The following is a 19,911-nucleotide window of genomic DNA, read 5'->3' on the forward strand; positions in this document are numbered from 1 at the left end:
TCGCAAAGTTTCAGTTTGCAGCTGCTTTTTCTGTTAATTATCTAAAAAACTATTTTCTTAGTGCGTGTAACGTCATTTTCTAACATCACTTTTACCAGTACCATCTGATTCCCTGGTGCCAGATTTGGTATTTGTAATTCTTTATTGCTAATTTTCTTTTTGTTGTACATCAATTTCCCCGACAAATCAAAAACAGAGACCTCTTTAAGCTGTTCATTTGATGACATCACGTTTACTATTCTATTTTTGACTGAAACAAAAATGGCATTCTGCAGGTTTTCGAAATCATCGGTGCCTAACGTTTTTCCTTTATAACGCAACACCAGTCGATCTGCAAAAGTTCCGATTGCGGTTGTAAAAGTGTAATTACTCTGTTTTAAATCATGAATTACGCCGGTTACTTTATCTTCAATATAAATCGGCTGTTCGTTCATATTAAGGTCTACTTCGTCAATCGAAATCATAAATTCACCCGCGATAGTAGTACGATAACCTAACGGAACGAGATCGGTATCAACAAAAGGCAAAGCCCTTCCCTGAATTACATAATTGTTCCCGTTAGCTATACTGTAAAAATCGAGATAAGGATTAGCATTAAAACTAATTCCGTCATAGTTGGCATCATACTCATTCGTAGCTCCCTCAATATACCCTACAAGTAACTGCTTAAAGGCTCCGGATGTATTGGTCATGTTTAACCAGATACGTTTTTTTACCAGAGCCGTTTCTTTTGATGTGTTTTCAGATTTAAAAAACTGATTATTATTTCCTGCTACCCGCATCGAATTGTTAAACTGTACTTTCCCTGCTGCTACAGTAGTTACAAAAAATGATTGTCCCGCTGCTATTTTACCCGTTGGTTTAATTCCATTATCATTGGCCGGATTATCACTATGTAATGGATCTGATTTAGCAGAAACTCCGCCACTTAAATTATAAGAAGCATAATCATCGGTTGTATACTGATTTGTATAGGTTAACTGTACAGGCGTATTGTGTGTCCAAAAATAAATGGTTCCACCCAGTAAACTGTTTCCGCTTAAAAGGGCATCGGCATTTAAAGCAGATGGATAAGGATTTCCTACTAAATAACTTTTTCCCGAACTTAAAAATTCTCCTTCCAAACTTCCATTGTTCGGAACTCCTGAAAAAATTCCCGTAAATGGTGCTTTAATAGTATTCGAATAGGTCTCCGGGCCACGAATGATATACCCTTTGCCCACTACCATATTAGTGGTTCTATCGGTAACTACCCATTGTGTGCCATCAAAACCAAAATATTTTGTTGCTGATGTTCCGGATGAAAGATCAATTAATCTTTGAGGATTTACGGGAGTTGACCAATACAGATAATCTTTTTTTAAGATCCCGGGACTTGTTCGCTCATAAAAAATACTTCCTGAGTTAATTGCAGTATTCACTTGAAACAAACTTGAACTGGTTTTAAAAGTCAAAGAAGTACCTGCTCCCGAATCTACAATTAGTGCATTCTTAACTGTTAACGTATTTGAACTATTTATGGTTACTTTTTTTCCGGCATTTATCGTACAGCCACAGCTATTTACATCTCCAGACGAAGAAAAATCATCTGCAAAAACAACATTCTGGCTTGTTGTTGGCGTTCCAAGCGACCATCCTCCTGCAATTGTATAGGTATTCGTTGCTAAAGCATTTACGACAATACTCGACAATGACAAAGAAGCACAGGTGCCCGGATATTGTACCGTAAAATTATAAGTACCGGGAGCCAGACCTGTAATTGTATATTTAGTCCAATCGGCACCTACTCCTCCCGAATAAGTATTGAAGAACGTACCGGTTTGAGTAATCGTATAATCGTTTCTGTTTGGCAAATTCTTTAAAACAACAGTTCCAGTCAGAACATCACAGGTGGGCTGAACCACCGGATCATTAAGTGGCGTGCCTGGCTGAGTAGTTGTCGTTATATTTTGTACTGTTGCTGTACCAGTAGCACTGGTTCCACAACCATTCTTTGATCTGAGTCTGTAATAATAGGTTATACTTCCAGCCAGTCCGGTCACTGTATAGGTCGTCACATTTCCTATATCAAGAGCATTATATCCTGATACAAAACTAGCAAATGTATTCACAAGAGAAACATCTAACAGATAACTCACTGCATTGACTTCCGCACTCCAATTTGCCGTAAATGTAGTGCAAAAAGTATTCGTGGCTGCCTGCAATACAACATTACCCGGAGAAACAGCTGGTTTGTAAGTTACGGTATTCGAATAAGCACTCAAACAGGTACCGTTAAATGCTCGAACTCTGTAATAATAAGTAGTCGCATTGCTTAAACCCGTAATATTTACCGTTAAAACATTTCCAACATTCAAACCGTTATAGGTTCCAACAAAACTTCCGAAATTAATATCTGTCGAAAGATCCAATGTGTAATAAGTTGATCCCGAAACAGATTGCCAATTTGCTGTAATCTGGGTACAGGTTGCTCCGGTTCCTGCTAAAGCAACAGGAGCTGTCCCGGATGATGTTACATTTACTGAAGTAGTATTATTTGCACTGATAGTTGAAGCACAATTATCGGCAGCATTGCCACTTGTTCCAGAAGTTAAAGATGTAACTGTTAAACTTTTACTTCCTAAAGCTGAAAATCCGGGAGCTGTAAAAGTACTGGTTCCACTTGTACTTACAGTCATACTTACCGGTGTCTGAGTTACTCCGTCTACCTGATAAGCAACACTATATGCTCCTACCGGTAAACTACCATTTAGGGTTATTGTTGACGATGTTCCTGTACAAATATTTACGGTCGAGGCTGATATACTTGTTAGGCTATAAGTTGGACAGGTATAAACAATCACAACTTTTCCAGTTCCTCCGGCTCCCCCTGTTGAAGCGGAACCTAAAAGTGCCGATTTTCCACCACTCCCACCACCTCCGGGCTGAGTTCCGGGATTACCATTACTATTGGCTAGTAAACCTGTAATACTCGCCCCTCCGGCTCCTCCGACATCTGCCCCGCTAGTACCTCCGGCTCCTCCGGCTCCGGTTACAGCAGGTAAAAGTGTCTCACCGGCTCCACCGCTTACCCCATCGACTTTAGTGGCTCCTGTAGATCCTGAAGCTAATCCTCCGGCGCCTCCTGCCGGATTGGTGACTGTACCATTATTGACAATCCCACCATTTCCTGCAAGTGCCGTTACATAACCTGTAATTGAGGAATTATCGCCAGCACCTCCATTAGCTGACAAAGCTCCTGCACCTCCTTTACCAACCGTAATCGACAAGGTCGTTTGAATAGACATGCTCATAGAGTAGGTACCCCCTGCAAAAGCCCCTCCTCCTCCTCCTCCGGCAGCTCTCTGTAAAGTCAGACCCGGAACAGTTGAGCCACCTCCGGCTCCACCGCCTCCCCAGGCACTCATAGTTACTGATGATACACCCGCAGGAACATAAAAACTACTTGTTCCAACACTTGAAAAAGAGACTGTCTTAGTCTGTGCATAAAAAAACAAAGGCAATACAAATAACTGAAGTGTAAGTAAATATTTTTTCATCGTGGTATTTTTTTATATTTAAAAACAAGCTCCTCAATCAGACAGAAATCTGATCAAAGTAATTTTTAAATACCTCAAAAAATAAAACAACAATGCACAAGATAGACTAATCCTGAAGACACAAATAAAATATTGATGTGGAAAGTACTTTTTGTTTCATTTAATGGGGCATTTAAATTCGCAATCAGTATTTTAGGCAGATAAAAACTAATGGACACTCTATTCCATATCGTTTTAATAGCAAAGGATAAAAATTAACTTAACAGGCTTTTAAGCATTTCAATCGTAAAGTAACAACAAGGTACGATTTTATTTACAATGAAGACAACTGTTTTTGATTAAACTGTGCGATTTTAACACTTATTCGATCACACAATACATTAATAAACAACAGATTACCAGCAAACACAGGGAATCACGTCCAAAGTACTCTTTTAAAACTATAAAAATTATTACTTAAAGAAATGCGATATTACCTTTCAGATCGCAAAAAAGAAACCTAAAAGTCCTTATTTACGAAAACAATTGTTCATTGAAAACAAACAACAGGAATTAAAAGGTACCCAACATATCTTTAAAGCAAAATTTTTCGGGTTATCATTTTTCCGTTATTCAATTTGATTTTTAGTATCAAAACCTGGTTGTTTGAATTGAATTTAGCCCCTTGAAATTCCAGATTTTCAATATTCTCTTTTTGATACAGTTGTTTTCCTAAAATATCAAAAATGACTATTTCACTGATTAGTTCCTGTGTAGAAGTCACTTTAACTACTTTGTCCTGAACTGAGATGAAAATATCTTGTTTTTTATCCTCAAAACCGTTTCTCAATAAAGACTCATCTATAAAACTTAATACAAGACGTTCATTAAAAGTTCCCGATTGAGTAGCAAATGAATAAGAACTATGACTTAAATTATGCTTTATCTTCAAATCTTTGTCTTCTACAAAGACATTCAACTTCTTGAAAAATTCATCCTGATGATCAATGCTAATACTAAATTTTCCTGCAACAGTAGTTTCATAACCAAGCGGTATTGAATCCGTTTGAACAAAAGGCAATGCTCTGGCCTGAATTACCAAGTTCTTACTTTCAACCCTACTATAAAAATTAACAAACTGGTTTCCATTTATTGATTCTGCATCATAATCAATGTCGTAACTATTTGTTGCATCCCCAATATAACCAATCAAAATTTGTTTAAAAATACCATCATCGTTCTGAAAATTCAACCATATACGATGCTTTTCAATTGCATTTTTGATGTTTTTATCCGAAATCTTATCTGCTTGTTTAAAAAATGTCGAGTTTCTTCCCGTAAGCCTCATACTATTATTGAATTCTATTTCCATCGGACCTTTGCTATTTACAAAAAAAGCCTGTCCTGAGGAGATCGTGCCATCAGGAACTGTTTCATTAATTCCTGATGCGATGGCTTTTCTTGTTCCTACACCGCCAAGTAAATTGTAAACCGCATAATCATCGGAAGTATATTTATAATTGGTAAGCGGTGTATTATGTGTCCAGAAATAAAGTGTCCCCTTAATTTTTGATTTGTTTTCTGCCAAAAAAACATCCGCATTGAGAGAAGATGGATAAGGGTTTCCAATTAAATTGAAGCTATCGGCGATTCCCAACTTAATCTCAATTTTACCATTACTTGGTATTCCTTTAAAAGTTGCTTCAAATTCTAACGGTACTGTCGTGGAAAAGTCTTGTGGTCCCTGAATTATGTATCCTCTTCCACGAAGCATTATATTTGTGGGATTCTCCCGATTCCATTTTTTATCTTCATAGTTATATGAATAAAATTTTTCTGAATGTGACTTAGGAGATACCTCTATTAATTTTTGTAAGTCTACGGGAGATGACCAATAAGTATAATCCGATTTTCGTATAGGAGTTGAATTTCTTGTTAAATGAACGACACCTGTATTTACGATATCGTCATCAGACTGATATAGGCTTGCAGAATCTTCCATTGTTAAAATTCCTTCACCCGCATATAAAAGTTCGATTCCTAAAGTATTCCCATTTAAAAGTGTAACCTTTTTCCCTTTATCGATTACACAACTGCACACATTTGCAGAAGTTAGATTTTCATAATCGCCTTTGAATTCAATTTCTTTTCCTCCCGACGGGAAACCATTGGACCAAATACCACCATCCCATACTGTTGCATCTAAACAAAGTTTGATTCGTGCAATTCTATGTTTTGAAACACCTGATATTGAGTTGAAATTTCCCCCAATAATCAACTTGTAGTCAGGTGTAAAACCCATTGCAAAGAGACTATTGTTAAGCTGGCTTTCGAATGAAGAATCGTAGTCCCCAGATTTTTTCAAACGTATTAGTCGTAAAGCTGTATTGGATTTATAGGTTCCGGAAAAGGTTCCACCAACCAAAATACGATCGTCTGGCTGAATTAAAATACTACGAACATCTCCTTTATTAAAAGCAATACCATTCTCAAAAAGAACATCTAAACTCCCATCGGTATTCAGGCAGGTAATACGTTTTTGCGAAGTTCCGTTGTAAATTAAGAATGATCCTCCAACTACTATTTTCTGATCGGATTGCAGTCCAACTGTATAAACATTTTTATCAAAACCTGCCCCTGTTTTAAACCCTAAATCAATATTTCCGTTGGAATCTAGACGAGCCAATTTGGGAGACGAATTACCATTAAAATTAATAAATCGCCCCCCTATTATTATTTTACCATCAGGTTGCACGACTATTGTCTCGACAATACCATCGGCACCAACACCCATGTCAAAACTAATATCACGTAAACCGTTTTGCAGCAATCGAATTATTCTTCCAGCCGGCGCCCCTTTATAACTTGTAAAGTTACCTGCGACAATTACTTTTTCATCTGATTGAACAGCGATGGCATATACCTGTCCATTAAATCCTGTACCTATATTAAAAGTATTATCTATTGCTCCATCGGGTAAAATCCGAACAATTCTGTTGCAAATGACTTCGTTGTACTTTGTAAAATTTCCACCGAAAATGATCTTTCCATCTGATTGTAATATCCCAGATTTTATCCCATTATTAGCACCTGACTGTCCTGAATTAAAAGTTGCATCGAAAGTCCCATCAGCTAAAACCCTTGCTATTCGTGAACTAAAATTTCCGTTGAACTTCTTGAAATTCCCTAGTACCAATGTCTTTTTATCCGTTAAGGACAGCACTTTCAAAACAGAACTATCAAAACCAACTCCAGCTGACAAATATCCTTCTACATGTTCTCCATCTCCATTAATTTTTACCAATCTTCCCTGATTCAGACTATCAAAAGCCGAAAACGAGCCAGCAACATACCAGGAATTTTCTGTGTCTTTTGCCAAAGACAAAACTGATCCTGATCCCGGCCCCGAATCAATACCAAAATCCGTTTGAAGAATTCCATTTGAATTTAACAAACAAATTCGATTCACTGCGATTCCATTATAAAAACCTGTAAACGATCCTCCTACCATAATATTATCATAGGAATCATTTTTAATAACCTCAACTGCATCCCCACTAAAACCAGAACCGGTTATAAAATCTTTATCTATACTACCATCCCGATTCAATCTGATGATTCGGTTAGCGGTAAATCCATTATAGCTTGTAAATTTTCCTCCCAGAATAATTTTCCCATTTGGTTGGATAACGATCGTGTTTACGTCATCGTTAAAACCCATTCCAACATTAAAATCAATATCAACTTTGCCATTCGGAAGTAAACACACTATTCTGTTGGCTGCGATAGTATTAAAAACAGTAAAATTACCCGTCAGCAAGATTTTACCATCGGGCAAAATAATTGCATTTGTAATATTGGCCGAAGAGCCTGAACCTGTACTAAAAGAAGGATCTAAGCTCCCATTTGATAGAATGCGCGCCACTCTGTTTACTGTACTATTATTATATTTTGTAAAACTTCCGGTTATAATTATTCTACCATCGCTTTGTGGGCAAATGTTATAAATAATACCGGCGGTAGCAGCAATAGTAGTATCAAATGTTGCATCATAAGTCCCATTACTGTTTAATCTGATAAGCCTACCGGAATTGATTCCATTAAAAGAAGTAAAACTACCCCCTACGATTATTTTGCCATCAGGCTGAATGTAACTGGTATAAACTTTACCATTGAAGCCTGTTCCTGTATTCCATGTTTCATCGATACTGCCATCCAAATTTAAGCGGGTTAAGTAGTGGGTCGAAATTCCATTGAGACTCAAATAATCTCCACCGACAATAAGTTTTTGATCCGATTGTAAAGATACTGTCCGCACAATATTATCAAAACCATCTCCTTTCTGTCCGTCATCAACTGTGTTGAAAGAAATATCTACTTTGCCTTGTTGCGCACAAAGTTCCGGACTATGTAAATAGCCAACAAAGATTAGAGAAAAGATTATTTTTTTTATCAAAATACAAAATTTAAGTTAATACAATTTGTACGAATTAACTCAAAAATAAATACTCTGCCTGAGACCTGCAATACCGGATTTCAGTGATATTTTAAAAATCTTTTTTAAGCAAAAAAAGAATCCATTCCGAAAAACGAAATGGATTCTTTTTGAAATGAACTATTATTTATAGTTTATTGAAATATAATTTTTCTTGTAGCTGTAAAATCATTTGCCAAAGTTACCTTAACCAATAATACCTGATTGGATGATGGCAAATTCTGAATTTGTAATTCTGTATTGCTCACCTTCTTTTTATTGTAAAGAATCTTTCCAGACACATCATACACTGTAATTTCCTTGATATTTTCCTGAGAAGATTGTATCGCAATTACTTTATTTTTTATCGAAACTAAGATCCCGTCTTTCACTTTTTCGAGGTCTCCGATTCCTAAAGTTTTACCGGTATAACGCAAAACCAAACGTTCTGTAAAGTTCCCCACTTCTGTTTTGAAAGTGTAATTACTTTGTGTTAAGTCATGAATAACTCCTGTCGTTTTATCTTCAACATAAATCGCCTGCTTCGCTAATTTACCGTCCGCTTCGTCTATTCCAATCGTGAAATCACCCGCTACAGCAGTACGGTATCCTAATGGAACAACATCTGAATCTGTAAAAGGTAACGCACGAGCCTGAATTACAAATTTATTCGCATCACTTACACTGTAAAAATCCAAATACTGATTACCGTCTAGAGTTAATCCATCGTACTGGCTTTCATATTCGTTAGTTGCACCCTGTATGTAACCCACCAATAGTTGTTTAAAAGCTCCTGTTGCACTGGTCATGTTTAACCAAATACGGTTCTTTTCGATAGCAGTCCCTTTTGAGCTGTTTGCAGATCTGAAAAACTGACCATTATCAACCGCACCTAAACGCATAGAATTGATAAACACTACTTTTCCTGCAGCTTTAGTTGTTACAAAAAATGCTTGTCCAGCTGCAATTTCTCCAGTTGGCTTAGCCCCGCCATCAAGTGTAGGATTATTATTATGACCCGGATCTGATCTTGCCGATACTCCTCCAGTCAGGTTGTATGAAGCATAATCATCCGTACTGTATTGATTCGCTGGTATAGGTTTTGCCGGAGTATTATGTGTCCAAAAATAAAAAGTTCCGTTTATTATATCTCTATTCACAACATTAGTTATCAGGTCATCTGCGCTTACAGCAGATGGATAAGGATTTCCTATCAAATAACTTTTTCCTGAAGCTAACAGTTCCGTTTCTATATTTCCATTATTCGGAACTCCCTTAAAACTTGCCGGATAAGCTGTCTTAGAAACATTCGTATAATTATCCGGTCCACGAATAATATAACCTTTAGCCACTACCATATTGGTCATTCTATTGGTTTGTACCCATTGTGTCCCATTAAAACCATAGTATTTACTAGCAGTTGTTAAAGGCGAAAGATCGATTAATCTTTGTGGACTTACCGGAGTTGACCAATACAAATAATCTTTTTGGAATATAGGCGGGCTCGTACGTTCGTAAGTGATATCACCCGTATTTGTAACATTATTTGTTTGAACTAAACTTGCTGTATTTTTAAAAGTCATCGTACCACCACTAAGTACTTTGACATCATTGATAATATTTAAGGTATGCCCAACCGCTATTATAACATTTGCGCCGGAATTAACTTCACAAGAACATCCAGTCACATCACCTGTAGAAGTAAAATTTGAAGCAAAAATAAGTTTCTTACCTGCCGTTGCAGCAGTATCCCAGCCATTGTTATAGGTCGCTATTGGAGCCGGATTAATTACGATTCCTGCGGTCACTGCCGATGTACAATTGGCATTTGCAACTGTGTACGAATACGTTCCTCCTGCAAGATTAACATCTGTAACTGCTGTTCCCGTATAAGGTACAGCTACTGCTCCGGGCGATCTTGTTAAAGTTCCGCCGGAAGGAAGGCCACTTAAAGCAATACTACCCGATGTTAAAATACAGGTTGGTTGTGTAACTGTTCCTACTGTTATAGTTGGGATCGGACTTACCGTTACCGTGATGGTAAATGGGTTTCCTGCACAACCTGACGAAGTAGGGGTTACCGTATAAGTTGCTGTTTGATCTGTGGTAGTTGAATTCGTTAAAGTTCCTGTTATAGAATTTGGCGAACCTGAACTTGCCGCTCCACCAGTTAGTCCGCCGGTAACGACCGGAGATGGCCAACTATACGTAGTACCCGATGGGACATTATCATTTGGCCCGCTAGCTGGTGTTATCGTAAAACCCGTATTGGTACAAGTTGAGGCTGTCTTTGGCTGAATTACCGCCGAAATCATATTAACTAACACAGGAGTTGAGTACACTGACGTACTACCACACGTTACTTTAGCACGATAACGAGTTGGAATCACCTGAGTTGTAGTATAAGTTGGATTACTTGACAAAACATCTCCACACACAATAGTTATTTTATCAATACTCTGTCTATCAAATTGTGCTCCTGTACGTGCTGAAAACTTAAACTTCCAATTGGTCTTGTCGGCAGCAACGTAACCAGGTACCGAAAGTCCGGAAACAATTGTGGCGACCCCTATCTTTAGAGATAACAATCCATTAATATCGACCGCTAAGTTTGCAGTTCTGTAGGAAGAGTTTCTAAGAATATACGGACTAAGGCTACTCGCAAAAATCTGTACTCCTCCATAAAAAATTCTAACCATACTGGCTTTTTCAACCCCCGTAGAGTTATCATAGGTGTCTAATTTTAATATAAAACCTGTACCCTCTCCTTCTTCACCTCCACCAGCACTAGAAGCAGAGATACTACTAGCCGGTCCATAACTTAAACTCATTCCATCTGCATCATTACCGTCAAACATCCTAAAATCGAAACTTGCCGTAAAAGGTGTTATATTCGATCCCGGAGAAGTGTTAATAAAATATCCCCCTGCACGACTTGCGGCGGCCGGAGTTAAAATTAATTCACCCCCGCTGATACTTGTATTACCTGTAATGACTGCATTAGTTGGAGTCGTGCTAAAATCGGTATCTATAATAGTAACAGGTCCCGGTGTAGCATTGATCCAGGTTGCGTTATCTGTCGAAGTTTCCCATTGATATCCCGTTCCTCCCGTACTTGGATTTTCAACAGATAAAGTGAAAGGTACATTAGAGCAAACAGGATTAGCCGTTGATAAAGTAGCCCCGGGAGCAGGAGTAGAACAAGCCCCTTCAACATTTATACTATAATCTTCTACCTGTCCATAGCTATAACCATCAACAGGACCATTAGGAGTTGTATTATAGGAATTGTAATGACTGATTACACGCATTCGGGTAGTACCCTGAGCAGCATTTAAAGGCACAGCAATTAAATTAGATGCTGTTTTACCATCTATTCCGTTAGAATTCCTAATAGTTGATATATTAAACGGTTCACCAGAATCTGAAAAGTCCCCATCCTGATTCCAATCAAAAAAGACTTGGTAATAATAGATATAGTCTCCATCCGTATTACCCTGAACGGCTATGGTATAACTTTGACCAACAGTGACACTGGTTTTATAATTAGTATAATTCTCATATGCAGGCGACGTTAATAAAGCAGAACTGGCATTTGAGAGAGCATTAAAAACTACATTGGTAATCGGCCTAACATAAGTAAAATTAAATGAAGGATAGGATCTTCCAACAGTCACAACACCCAAAGTGGAAGCAAAATAAGTATTGTTTTTGTAGGTTGCAACAGAACTGGTACTCCCCCATGAACCAATGTCCTGATTTACTCCCGCAAATGTAAGTGTATTTGTATTATGTGTAAAAGTTCCCAAATTTGCAACGACACCTGATTTAATAGTTAAATTATTAGTTGACGAACCAACTGAAAAAGTTTTAACGGCACCCGTATTTCCGGATAACACTAAATTGTAATAAGTGTTATATCCTATAGTTTGAGCACCTGTATTATTATATTCAACCGTTCCTGTTGAAGGGGTTAAAGTTCCCGAAGTCATCGAACCTCCCACTTTCAATAATCCTGATCCACTAAAAGTTATATCATTATTAGTACTACCCATTGCTATGTTACCGAATACTTCTACCGTTCCCGATGACAATCTTAAACTGCTTTTTCTATTTGTACCTCCCGAAGATTGCATTGTGACACTTGCACAAGACATTGAACCAGCGGCAACATCTATATATTTAGTAATTCCATTTGTTGTAACAGCATTAATAGTTACATCTCCTGAAACAGTTAATGAATTGGATCCCGTAATTGTTACGGCTGTGGTTGAATTCGAATTACCCCCTCCACTAATTGTCAATGTTTTACAAACCGCCGCTGTATTAATATTAACTGTTCTAAGATTTGCACTAGTGCCATTAGGGATAATCACATCTTCTAAAATTGTTGGAACAGTATTGCTACTCCAATTTGCTGGGGTATTCCAGTTTCTATCTCCAGTTGAGCCATCCCAGGTTACTGTCTGTCCATAACCCAAATTCATTATCAAAAACATTCCCAGGCAGGCTAATTTGATAACTGGATTAGAAGTTTTCCTGGTCTGATTATCAGAAAATTTTAAAAATACGGAACGGACAATCAAAAGTAATTTTTGAATCATATGAATAGTGGTATTTATGATTAAATTTGTTTTTGCAAACAAAACACAAAACTAACTGCATTAAAAAACACATTTTTTTATGTTCTGTTTTTAAATAATAACGGCTAAAAACCTGTTTTACAAGGTCATAATAAACTGTTAATTTTTGCGTACAAAAATATTATAATTCCTCACATATACAACATTTTAGCTGAAGACTTTTTTGAGAAAAACAAAAAAAATAGTTGTGTTTTTAACATTTAAATGACTATTTTTAGCAGCAACCGTTAAAAAGAAAGAAAAAACACATGAATTCAATCTGTACTCCAAAAGAGGCCTTACTAAAACTAGAACACTATTGTGCCTATCAGGAACGTTGTCATGCCGAAGTAGTTTCTAAATTGTACGGCCTCAAAATGACGGCCGATGAAATTGATATGATTGTAGTTCAGCTGATTGAAACTAACTTTCTAAACGAAACACGATTTGCCTGTAGCTTCGCCAGAGGCAAACACCGTATTAAACACTGGGGCAGAATCCGAATTACAAATGAACTAAAAGCAAAACAAATTTCTTCGACCAACATTACGCTTGCTTTAAAAGAAATTACAGCCGAAGAATACGAGACCACTTTTGACCAACTTTCTGAACGATGCTGGAATGGCATTACCGAAAAAAACACCTTAAAAAAACGAAAAAAATTCTGCGACTATATGCTTCGTCGTGGATATGAAAGTTTTCTTGTTTACGATAAAGTCACTTTACTTGAAAAAGAATTCTAGTCTATAAAAATTCCAATCCTAACCTCATTCCTTCTTGGATTTTCTCGTCAAAATCACCACACTCATACATTCAATTTTCTTGCGGATTTTTTACTCAAAAGACGTTTTTTATACTTATAGCTCTAAAAATCGGATCGTTTCGAGTATTATTTTGCGATTTTTCTTATGCTTTAAAAATGTTATTTATAAGAAATAACATAAAATCTCATTTCTAAACATGTATTTCGTCGACTATTTTAACATTTTGTCGATTAAACGTCCATTGTCAAAACCGGTTACTTCCCGAAGACGTAGATGTATCTATCTTTGCCCGGGCAAAAATTTATCCCGTTCCGGCATAACAAATTGTATAGAATACACCTACTATGAAGAAAACTTTACTTTCTAATGTTCCCTTTTTAAATGTAAAAAACCTGTCATCCCAAACTAGATTAAAAATTACCTTTTTCTTTTTTTTAATGGGGGTATTTTTTAATGGTGTATATGCTCAGTGTAGTGCACCGGCAACACCTGGAGCAATCATAGGAACTACCACAATATGCCAATCTTCTACACAAACCTACAGTATTTCTGATGTACCCGGAGCTACCTCCTATATCTGGACTACATCAAATGGTAACCTCCCAATTACTTCCGGTCAAGGAACAAATACAATAACAGTAACATCACCCGATAACAACCTAACCTCAAACCTTACGGTACGAGCTAAAAATACTTGTGGCGAGAGCTCTTCAACGTCACTTTCAGTACAAGTAGTAAGCACCTCGGTAGGAGGTGGTGTACACAGAGATGGCTCCAATAAAATTTGTTTAAACACCGATACTGGTACAATGAAATTACAAAATGGATATGTAGGATCGGTTGAAAAATGGCAAAAACGATTAAACAATTCTTCAACCTGGACTGATATTGCCAACACTAGTACTACTTATTCCGAAGTTCCTTCTTCAGCAGGTACTTGGGAATACCGTGCTTACGTAAGCAATTACGGCTGTTCCCCTCAATATTCTACTTCCTTTCCTATAGTCGTAAAACCTGAAGTCGTAATAACACCGGCTCCAGTTACCGAAGCAATGCAATTTTCTACTTCAGCAACATTAACCTACACCGGCAACAACTCAGATCAATATTATTTAAAATTTGACTCAGCTGCTGTAGCTGCAGGAATAAGCAGTAATACACAAAAAGGAAATACTTCGCAACCTAATGGAAGCATTACGATTCAGTTCCCATACTGTCTTGCCGTCGGAACCTACAATGCAGTACTTTATGTCGACACGGACTTTCCCAAATGCACCAGTAAAAACTACAATGTATCTCTGGTAATAAAACCAAATCTTTCTGTTAGTGGCACTTTAAGTTCAGACCAAACGATATGCAATAATAAAACTCCCAACGACTTAGTACTCAATGGAGGAAGCGTGGATTCTGTCATAAAATGGCAAAGTTCTACAGATGCAGAATTCACAAATCCGTATGATATCCCATCGTCTGCAAAGTTAAAAACACTTCCAGGTGCTAAAATAGGTCCTTTAACTAAAAGTACTTATTTTAGGGTCATCAGTCAGGCTAATGGATGCAGTAAAACTACTTCTAATGTTGTACTTATAACTGTAGATAGTGGTGCAGCAGCGACTTTTACAGACTCTCCATCTTCAACCGTTTGTGCTAATACTAATACAACCTACACCACCCAACCCGGAAAAACTAACTACCGTTGGAGTGTACCTGGTATCGTTAATACGGATTATCAAATTCAAACTGGAGGAATTGGAACTTCAAACAATACTGTAACGCTAAAATGGTTAACAAAAGGAAATAAAACAGTAACCGTAAATTATTCAAATGGATGTTCAACATCTGCAAACGCAAGCAATACTACTTCTGTAACAATAACAACTGCTCCAACAGTAGGAACGATTAAACAGCCAAATTGTACTACCCCTACAGGAAGTGTTGTTTTAGAAAATGTACCTCCTTCAGGAAGCTTAATGGAATCCCGCGGAACTGTATATACTTACACATCTTCAGGAACAACATATGAGATTACCGGATTAGCGCCCGGAACTTACAAATTTGCCATTGACGATAATTGTACAAAAGTATATTCCTCGGATGTTGTCATCCTGCCCGGAAATGTATGGAATGGAACTGAATGGTCAGACGGAACACCATCACTAAATGACCTAATTCACTTTACCGGAAATTATACAGCAGAAACAGATCTTAATGGATGTTCCTGTACCATTGACAATGGAGCGACTGTAACAATAAAATCAGGAATAACACTGACTGTTACAAACAGCATCGATGTTGACTCGGGATCTTTAGTATTTGAAAACAACTCAAGTTTAATACAAAAAACTAATACTGTAAATACCGGAAATATTAATTATATCCGTACCAGTCCGCCTATATTCCAAAAAGATTATTTGTATTGGTCCACCCCGGTAACTCCACAAAAATTAGTGGGTGTTTCGCCTTCAACTCCTAGTACTATGTATTATGGTAATGATGGTACACAATGGGTGCGAACCAATAGAGAAAGCAATATGATTGTGGGGAAAGGATATATTATTCGAGGTCCTTCAAACTATACAAATACAAACAAGCAAGAATTTACCGCAACTTTTAAAGGAGTTCCGAACAATGGAGATCTGGAAGGAGAACTTTTAACGGCATCAAAAAGTCATTTAATCGGAAATCCTTATCCTTCAGCTCTAAATGCAGATTTGCTTTTAAAAGACAATCCCATGTTAAACGGCACACTCTACTTCTGGACGCACAACACTCCGGCAAAACCCGTAGCAACAAATCAATATAGCACGGATGATTATGCTTCATACAACTTGAGTGGAGGTGTTTCGGCGAAATCAGATAAACGGCACAGTAACGACCCTGCAAAAGACAAGGGTACTAAACCAACAGGGAAAATAGCTGCCGGACAAGCTTTTTTTGTGACAACTAATGCTGGAGGAAAAGTAAAGTTTAACAATTCAATGCGATTAGGAGGCGCAAATAACAGCCAATTTTTCAGACCCGGAAATACCTCAAAAGAAACCTCGATAGAAAAGCATCGTATTTGGTTAAACATGACCAATGCAACGGGAGCTTTTAAACAACTACTCGTTAGTTATATCGAAGGCGCAACCAATGACTATGAAAGCAGATATGACGGACTAACTTTTGATGGCAATCAATATTTAGATTTTTACAGTGCAGATGAGAAAAATAAATATGTAATTCAGGGTCGTGCTCTGCCTTTTTCGGATTCAGATCTTGTTCCTTTAGGTTACCGAACTACAGTTGCAGGTGATTTTACTGTTGCAATAGATGAAGTAGACGGAGATATGAGCAATCAGGCAATTTACATCGAAGACAAAACAACCGGAGTTGTTCATAATTTAAGTCAAAGCAATTACACCTTTAAAACGGAAACCGGTACCTTTGCAGATCGTTTGACATTACGATATAAACTTGCCAAAACATTAGGAACAGGGGATTTTGAAAATACTGAAAATGGCATCCTGATTTCAAGTAAAAACAAATCAATCCACCTGTTATCCTCACAAGAAAACATAAAAGAAGTTACTGTTTTTGATGTAACGGGGAAACAGCTATACAGTAAGAATAAAGTAAACAGTAACGACCTTCAGATTCAGAACCTGTCTTCAGGCAATCAGGTTTTATTGATTAAGATAACTCTGACCAATGACTTTACCACAACCCGAAAAGTACTGCTTCAGTAAACCGAAAACCTTTTATTTTGCCCATAAAAAAATCCATTCTGACAACAGAATGGATTTTTTTATATCTTAAATTTATAGGAGACTATGATTTTTCAATCAAAATACTAACTGCATTTCCTCCGAAACCTACCGCATTAATCAATATTTTTCTAAGGGATTTAGTCTGTTTTTGCTCTTCTCCAAAAGGTACTCCAATAAAAGTATCGTGTTGAAACATCAAAAGTGCCAACTCTAAACTCAATATACCGGATGCTCCAAAAGTATGTCCGATCTTCCATTTATTAGTAGTAAGTAAAGGCAACTGGAAACCAAAAACCTTTTCGATAGCGCGCAATTCTGTTAAGTCTCCTTTGATTGTTCCCGGCGCGTGCATCACAATAGCATCAACGGTTTCGGGAGCGACATCTTTTAACGCCATTTTCATTGATTTCTGGAAACAGGTCGCTTCTGCAGAAATTGAGATATTATGTTCCAAGATTTCCGTTGCATAACCAACTCCTGTAACGTATGCCAATGCATTTTCTTTTTCTCCGGCTTCCAGACAACAAACCGCTGCCCCTTCCCCTAAAATCATGGTGTTCTGCGTTTTCTCAAAATCAAAAGCCAAATTAGGCCAGGATTCTAACTCCTGATCAATTCTGGAATATATTTTAAGAGCTCTCATTTGAGCAATCGTAAAATCCGTCAACGGAGCTTCACTTCCACCCACCAAAAATTTATCCGCCATACCGGACTTCAACCATGCCACTCCATTTAATAAAGCATGAAGCGCCGTTGAACAGGTTATAGAATGAGATATTTCGGGACCGGTACTTTGCAGGTCATGAGCAATCCACGACGATATATTCCCCAGAGTTGTTGTTGGAGAAGCTAAAGTTTGTGCCTTTCCGGTATCAATATATTCTTTGTAATGTTTTTCGAATAGGTCTGTCGCTCCTCGGGACGAGCCAATATTGATTCCAAAAGTATCTTCTGAATTCCATCCTGCTTGTCGAACTGCTACTCTTGAAGCTGCCAGAGCAAACAAAACCGAATCATCTAAAAATTTATACTTCGGATCAGACTCCCTCACTTCCGCTACAATTTGCTTAGATTCGGCATCAAGAGCTGCAACAGATGTTTCCTGCTGATCTAAAAATTGTTTCGTAAAACAATGCTGACGATCAAGGTACTTTTTCCAAACTGAATCTGTCGTATTTCCTAAAGGTGAAATAGAAGAAAAAGCTGTTATGGAGATTTTTTTATTCAATGTTTGTAATTTATAACCCTAAGGTTGTTTTTCTAACTGTAAAAGCCACAAAATACTACTCTGGACTTTTATATTAATCCTAAATTCACTCCTTTTCACAAAAGTTCCCGCAACAATCCCTTTAATTTAGAGTACTTGCGTTGCTTCTTATTATAATTTGGAGTAAATCAGTTCAATCCGTGAAAATCTGTTGGCAAATTTACACCATTTCGATAGCATCTTCAATTGTTTTGTAGACTTTTTGAAGCTGTTCGTCACTCATTATATATGGAGGCAAAATATAAACGATGTTTCCAACCGGACGCAAAACAACTCCTTTGTCAATAAAGAAATTATAGAGTTTGGTACGCATAGAACCGTAATAACTTTCCTGAGAATCTGATTTGATTTCGACTGCAAAGATAACACCCAATGTTCTGGCTGTAATTACTTTCGAATGTTTCTCGATTTTCTTCTGAAAATCCAAATGGCTTTTATGAATTCTCTCGATATTAGCCTGCATTTCCTCCGTTTGTAACAAATCAATACTTGCCAAAGCCGCAGCACAACCAGTAGGATTCGCCGTAAATGTATGCCCGTGAAACAAAGCTTTATTGATGTCATCATCATAAAAAGCATCGAAAACTTCTTGTGTAAAAGTGGTAATCGCCATTGGAATCGTTCCTCCGGTTAATGCTTTTGACAAACAAATCATATCAGGAACTTCTGTCACATAATCCATTGCAAAAGTTTTTCCGGTTTTACCAAAACCTGTCATTACTTCATCGGCAATAGTAAGAACATTATGCTCTTTACAAATCTGCATTAGTTTTGCCAAAGCTTCCGGTTCGTACATGACCATTCCGGCAGCACCCTGTACCAAAGGTTCAAAAATAAAACCGGCACAATTATGCTTTTGAATTACATCTTTCAGGGCATCAAAGCTTTCTTGCTCCTGCCCTTTTACCGGAACCGGAATTCGGACTACATCAATAAACATTCCCTGAAAAGCCTGCGTGTAAAAAGATATTCCACTTGCGGCCATTGCTGCGAAAGTATCCCCGTGAAAAGCATTTTCAAAAGCAATTATAGTTGTTCTTTTTTCATTTTTATTGAAAAAAAACTGCAACGCTACTTTTATTGCAACTTCCACTGCTGTGGAACCATTATCAGAAAAGAAAATCTTCTGTTGGTTTTTAGGCAAAATCTCAATTAGTTTTTCAGCCACTTTGATCGCTGGCTCGTGTGTGAAACCACCAAACAATACATGTTCTAATGTGGTTAACTGTTTGTAAATCGCATCGGCAATAAACCGATTACTGTGTCCAAACGGATTTACCCACCACGAAGCAATGGCGTCAATATATTCCTTACCATTCTCATCCCAAAGTAAAGCACCTTCACCTCTGGAAATTGCAATGGGAGTTTGTGCTGTTTTATGCTGCGTATAAGGATGCCAAAGGTATTGGCTGTCTTTTTCTGTTAATGTCATCTTGTTTAGAATATGGATATTAGAGTATAGAAAATAGACTAAACTCTACAATTTTGACAAAGATAAGAAAGTCTGTTTTCTTTAT

General features: G+C 37.4%; 7 protein-coding genes. 2 read left to right on the top strand and 5 right to left on the bottom strand.

Features of this window, described 5'->3' with window-relative positions:
• Positions 1–41: 41 nt before the first annotated feature.
• The 3 genes from AC3IS6_RS04260 to AC3IS6_RS04270 all read right to left on the bottom strand — a co-directional run bounded on the left by AC3IS6_RS04260 (position 42) and on the right by AC3IS6_RS04270 (position 12,596).
• On the bottom strand, positions 42–3,539 hold the full coding sequence (locus AC3IS6_RS04260; RefSeq protein ID WP_489163798.1) for a DUF8693 domain-containing protein: 3,498 nt from the start codon (positions 3,537–3,539) through the stop codon (positions 42–44).
• 574 nt (positions 3,540–4,113) lie between these two features.
• Complete coding sequence (locus AC3IS6_RS04265; RefSeq protein WP_489163800.1) at positions 4,114–7,974, bottom strand: DUF8693 domain-containing protein; 3,861 nt, start codon at positions 7,972–7,974, stop codon at positions 4,114–4,116.
• A gap of 173 nt (positions 7,975–8,147) precedes the next feature.
• Positions 8,148–12,596 (bottom strand): DUF8693 domain-containing protein, encoded by a 4,449-nt coding sequence (locus tag AC3IS6_RS04270; protein WP_489163802.1) that lies wholly within the window; start codon positions 12,594–12,596, stop codon positions 8,148–8,150.
• 287 nt (positions 12,597–12,883) lie between these two features.
• Here AC3IS6_RS04270 and AC3IS6_RS04275 point away from each other — a divergent pair, with 287 nt between their 5' ends.
• Complete coding sequence (locus AC3IS6_RS04275) at positions 12,884–13,357, top strand: regulatory protein RecX (protein WP_489163804.1); 474 nt, start codon at positions 12,884–12,886, stop codon at positions 13,355–13,357.
• Between the two features lie 365 nt (positions 13,358–13,722).
• Positions 13,723–17,106, top strand: coding sequence for a DUF8693 domain-containing protein (locus tag AC3IS6_RS04280; RefSeq protein WP_489163805.1), 3,384 nt, complete (start codon positions 13,723–13,725; stop codon positions 17,104–17,106).
• Between the two features lie 82 nt (positions 17,107–17,188).
• Here the strand turns inward: AC3IS6_RS04280 and AC3IS6_RS04285 are convergent, their stop codons facing one another.
• Together AC3IS6_RS04285 and bioA are read right to left on the bottom strand one after the other, a co-directional pair.
• The gene (locus AC3IS6_RS04285; protein WP_489163806.1) at positions 17,189–18,355 is read right to left on the bottom strand and encodes a beta-ketoacyl synthase N-terminal-like domain-containing protein; all 1,167 of its coding nucleotides are present in this window, start codon (positions 18,353–18,355) and stop codon (positions 17,189–17,191) included.
• 199 nt (positions 18,356–18,554) lie between these two features.
• Positions 18,555–19,826 carry an adenosylmethionine--8-amino-7-oxononanoate transaminase gene (bioA, locus tag AC3IS6_RS04290; RefSeq protein ID WP_489163808.1) on the bottom strand — a complete coding sequence of 424 codons (1,272 nt, stop codon included), beginning with the start codon at positions 19,824–19,826 and terminating at the stop codon, positions 18,555–18,557.
• Positions 19,827–19,911 lie beyond the last annotated feature (85 nt).

Source organism: Flavobacterium sp. KH_035 (assembly GCF_057839565.1).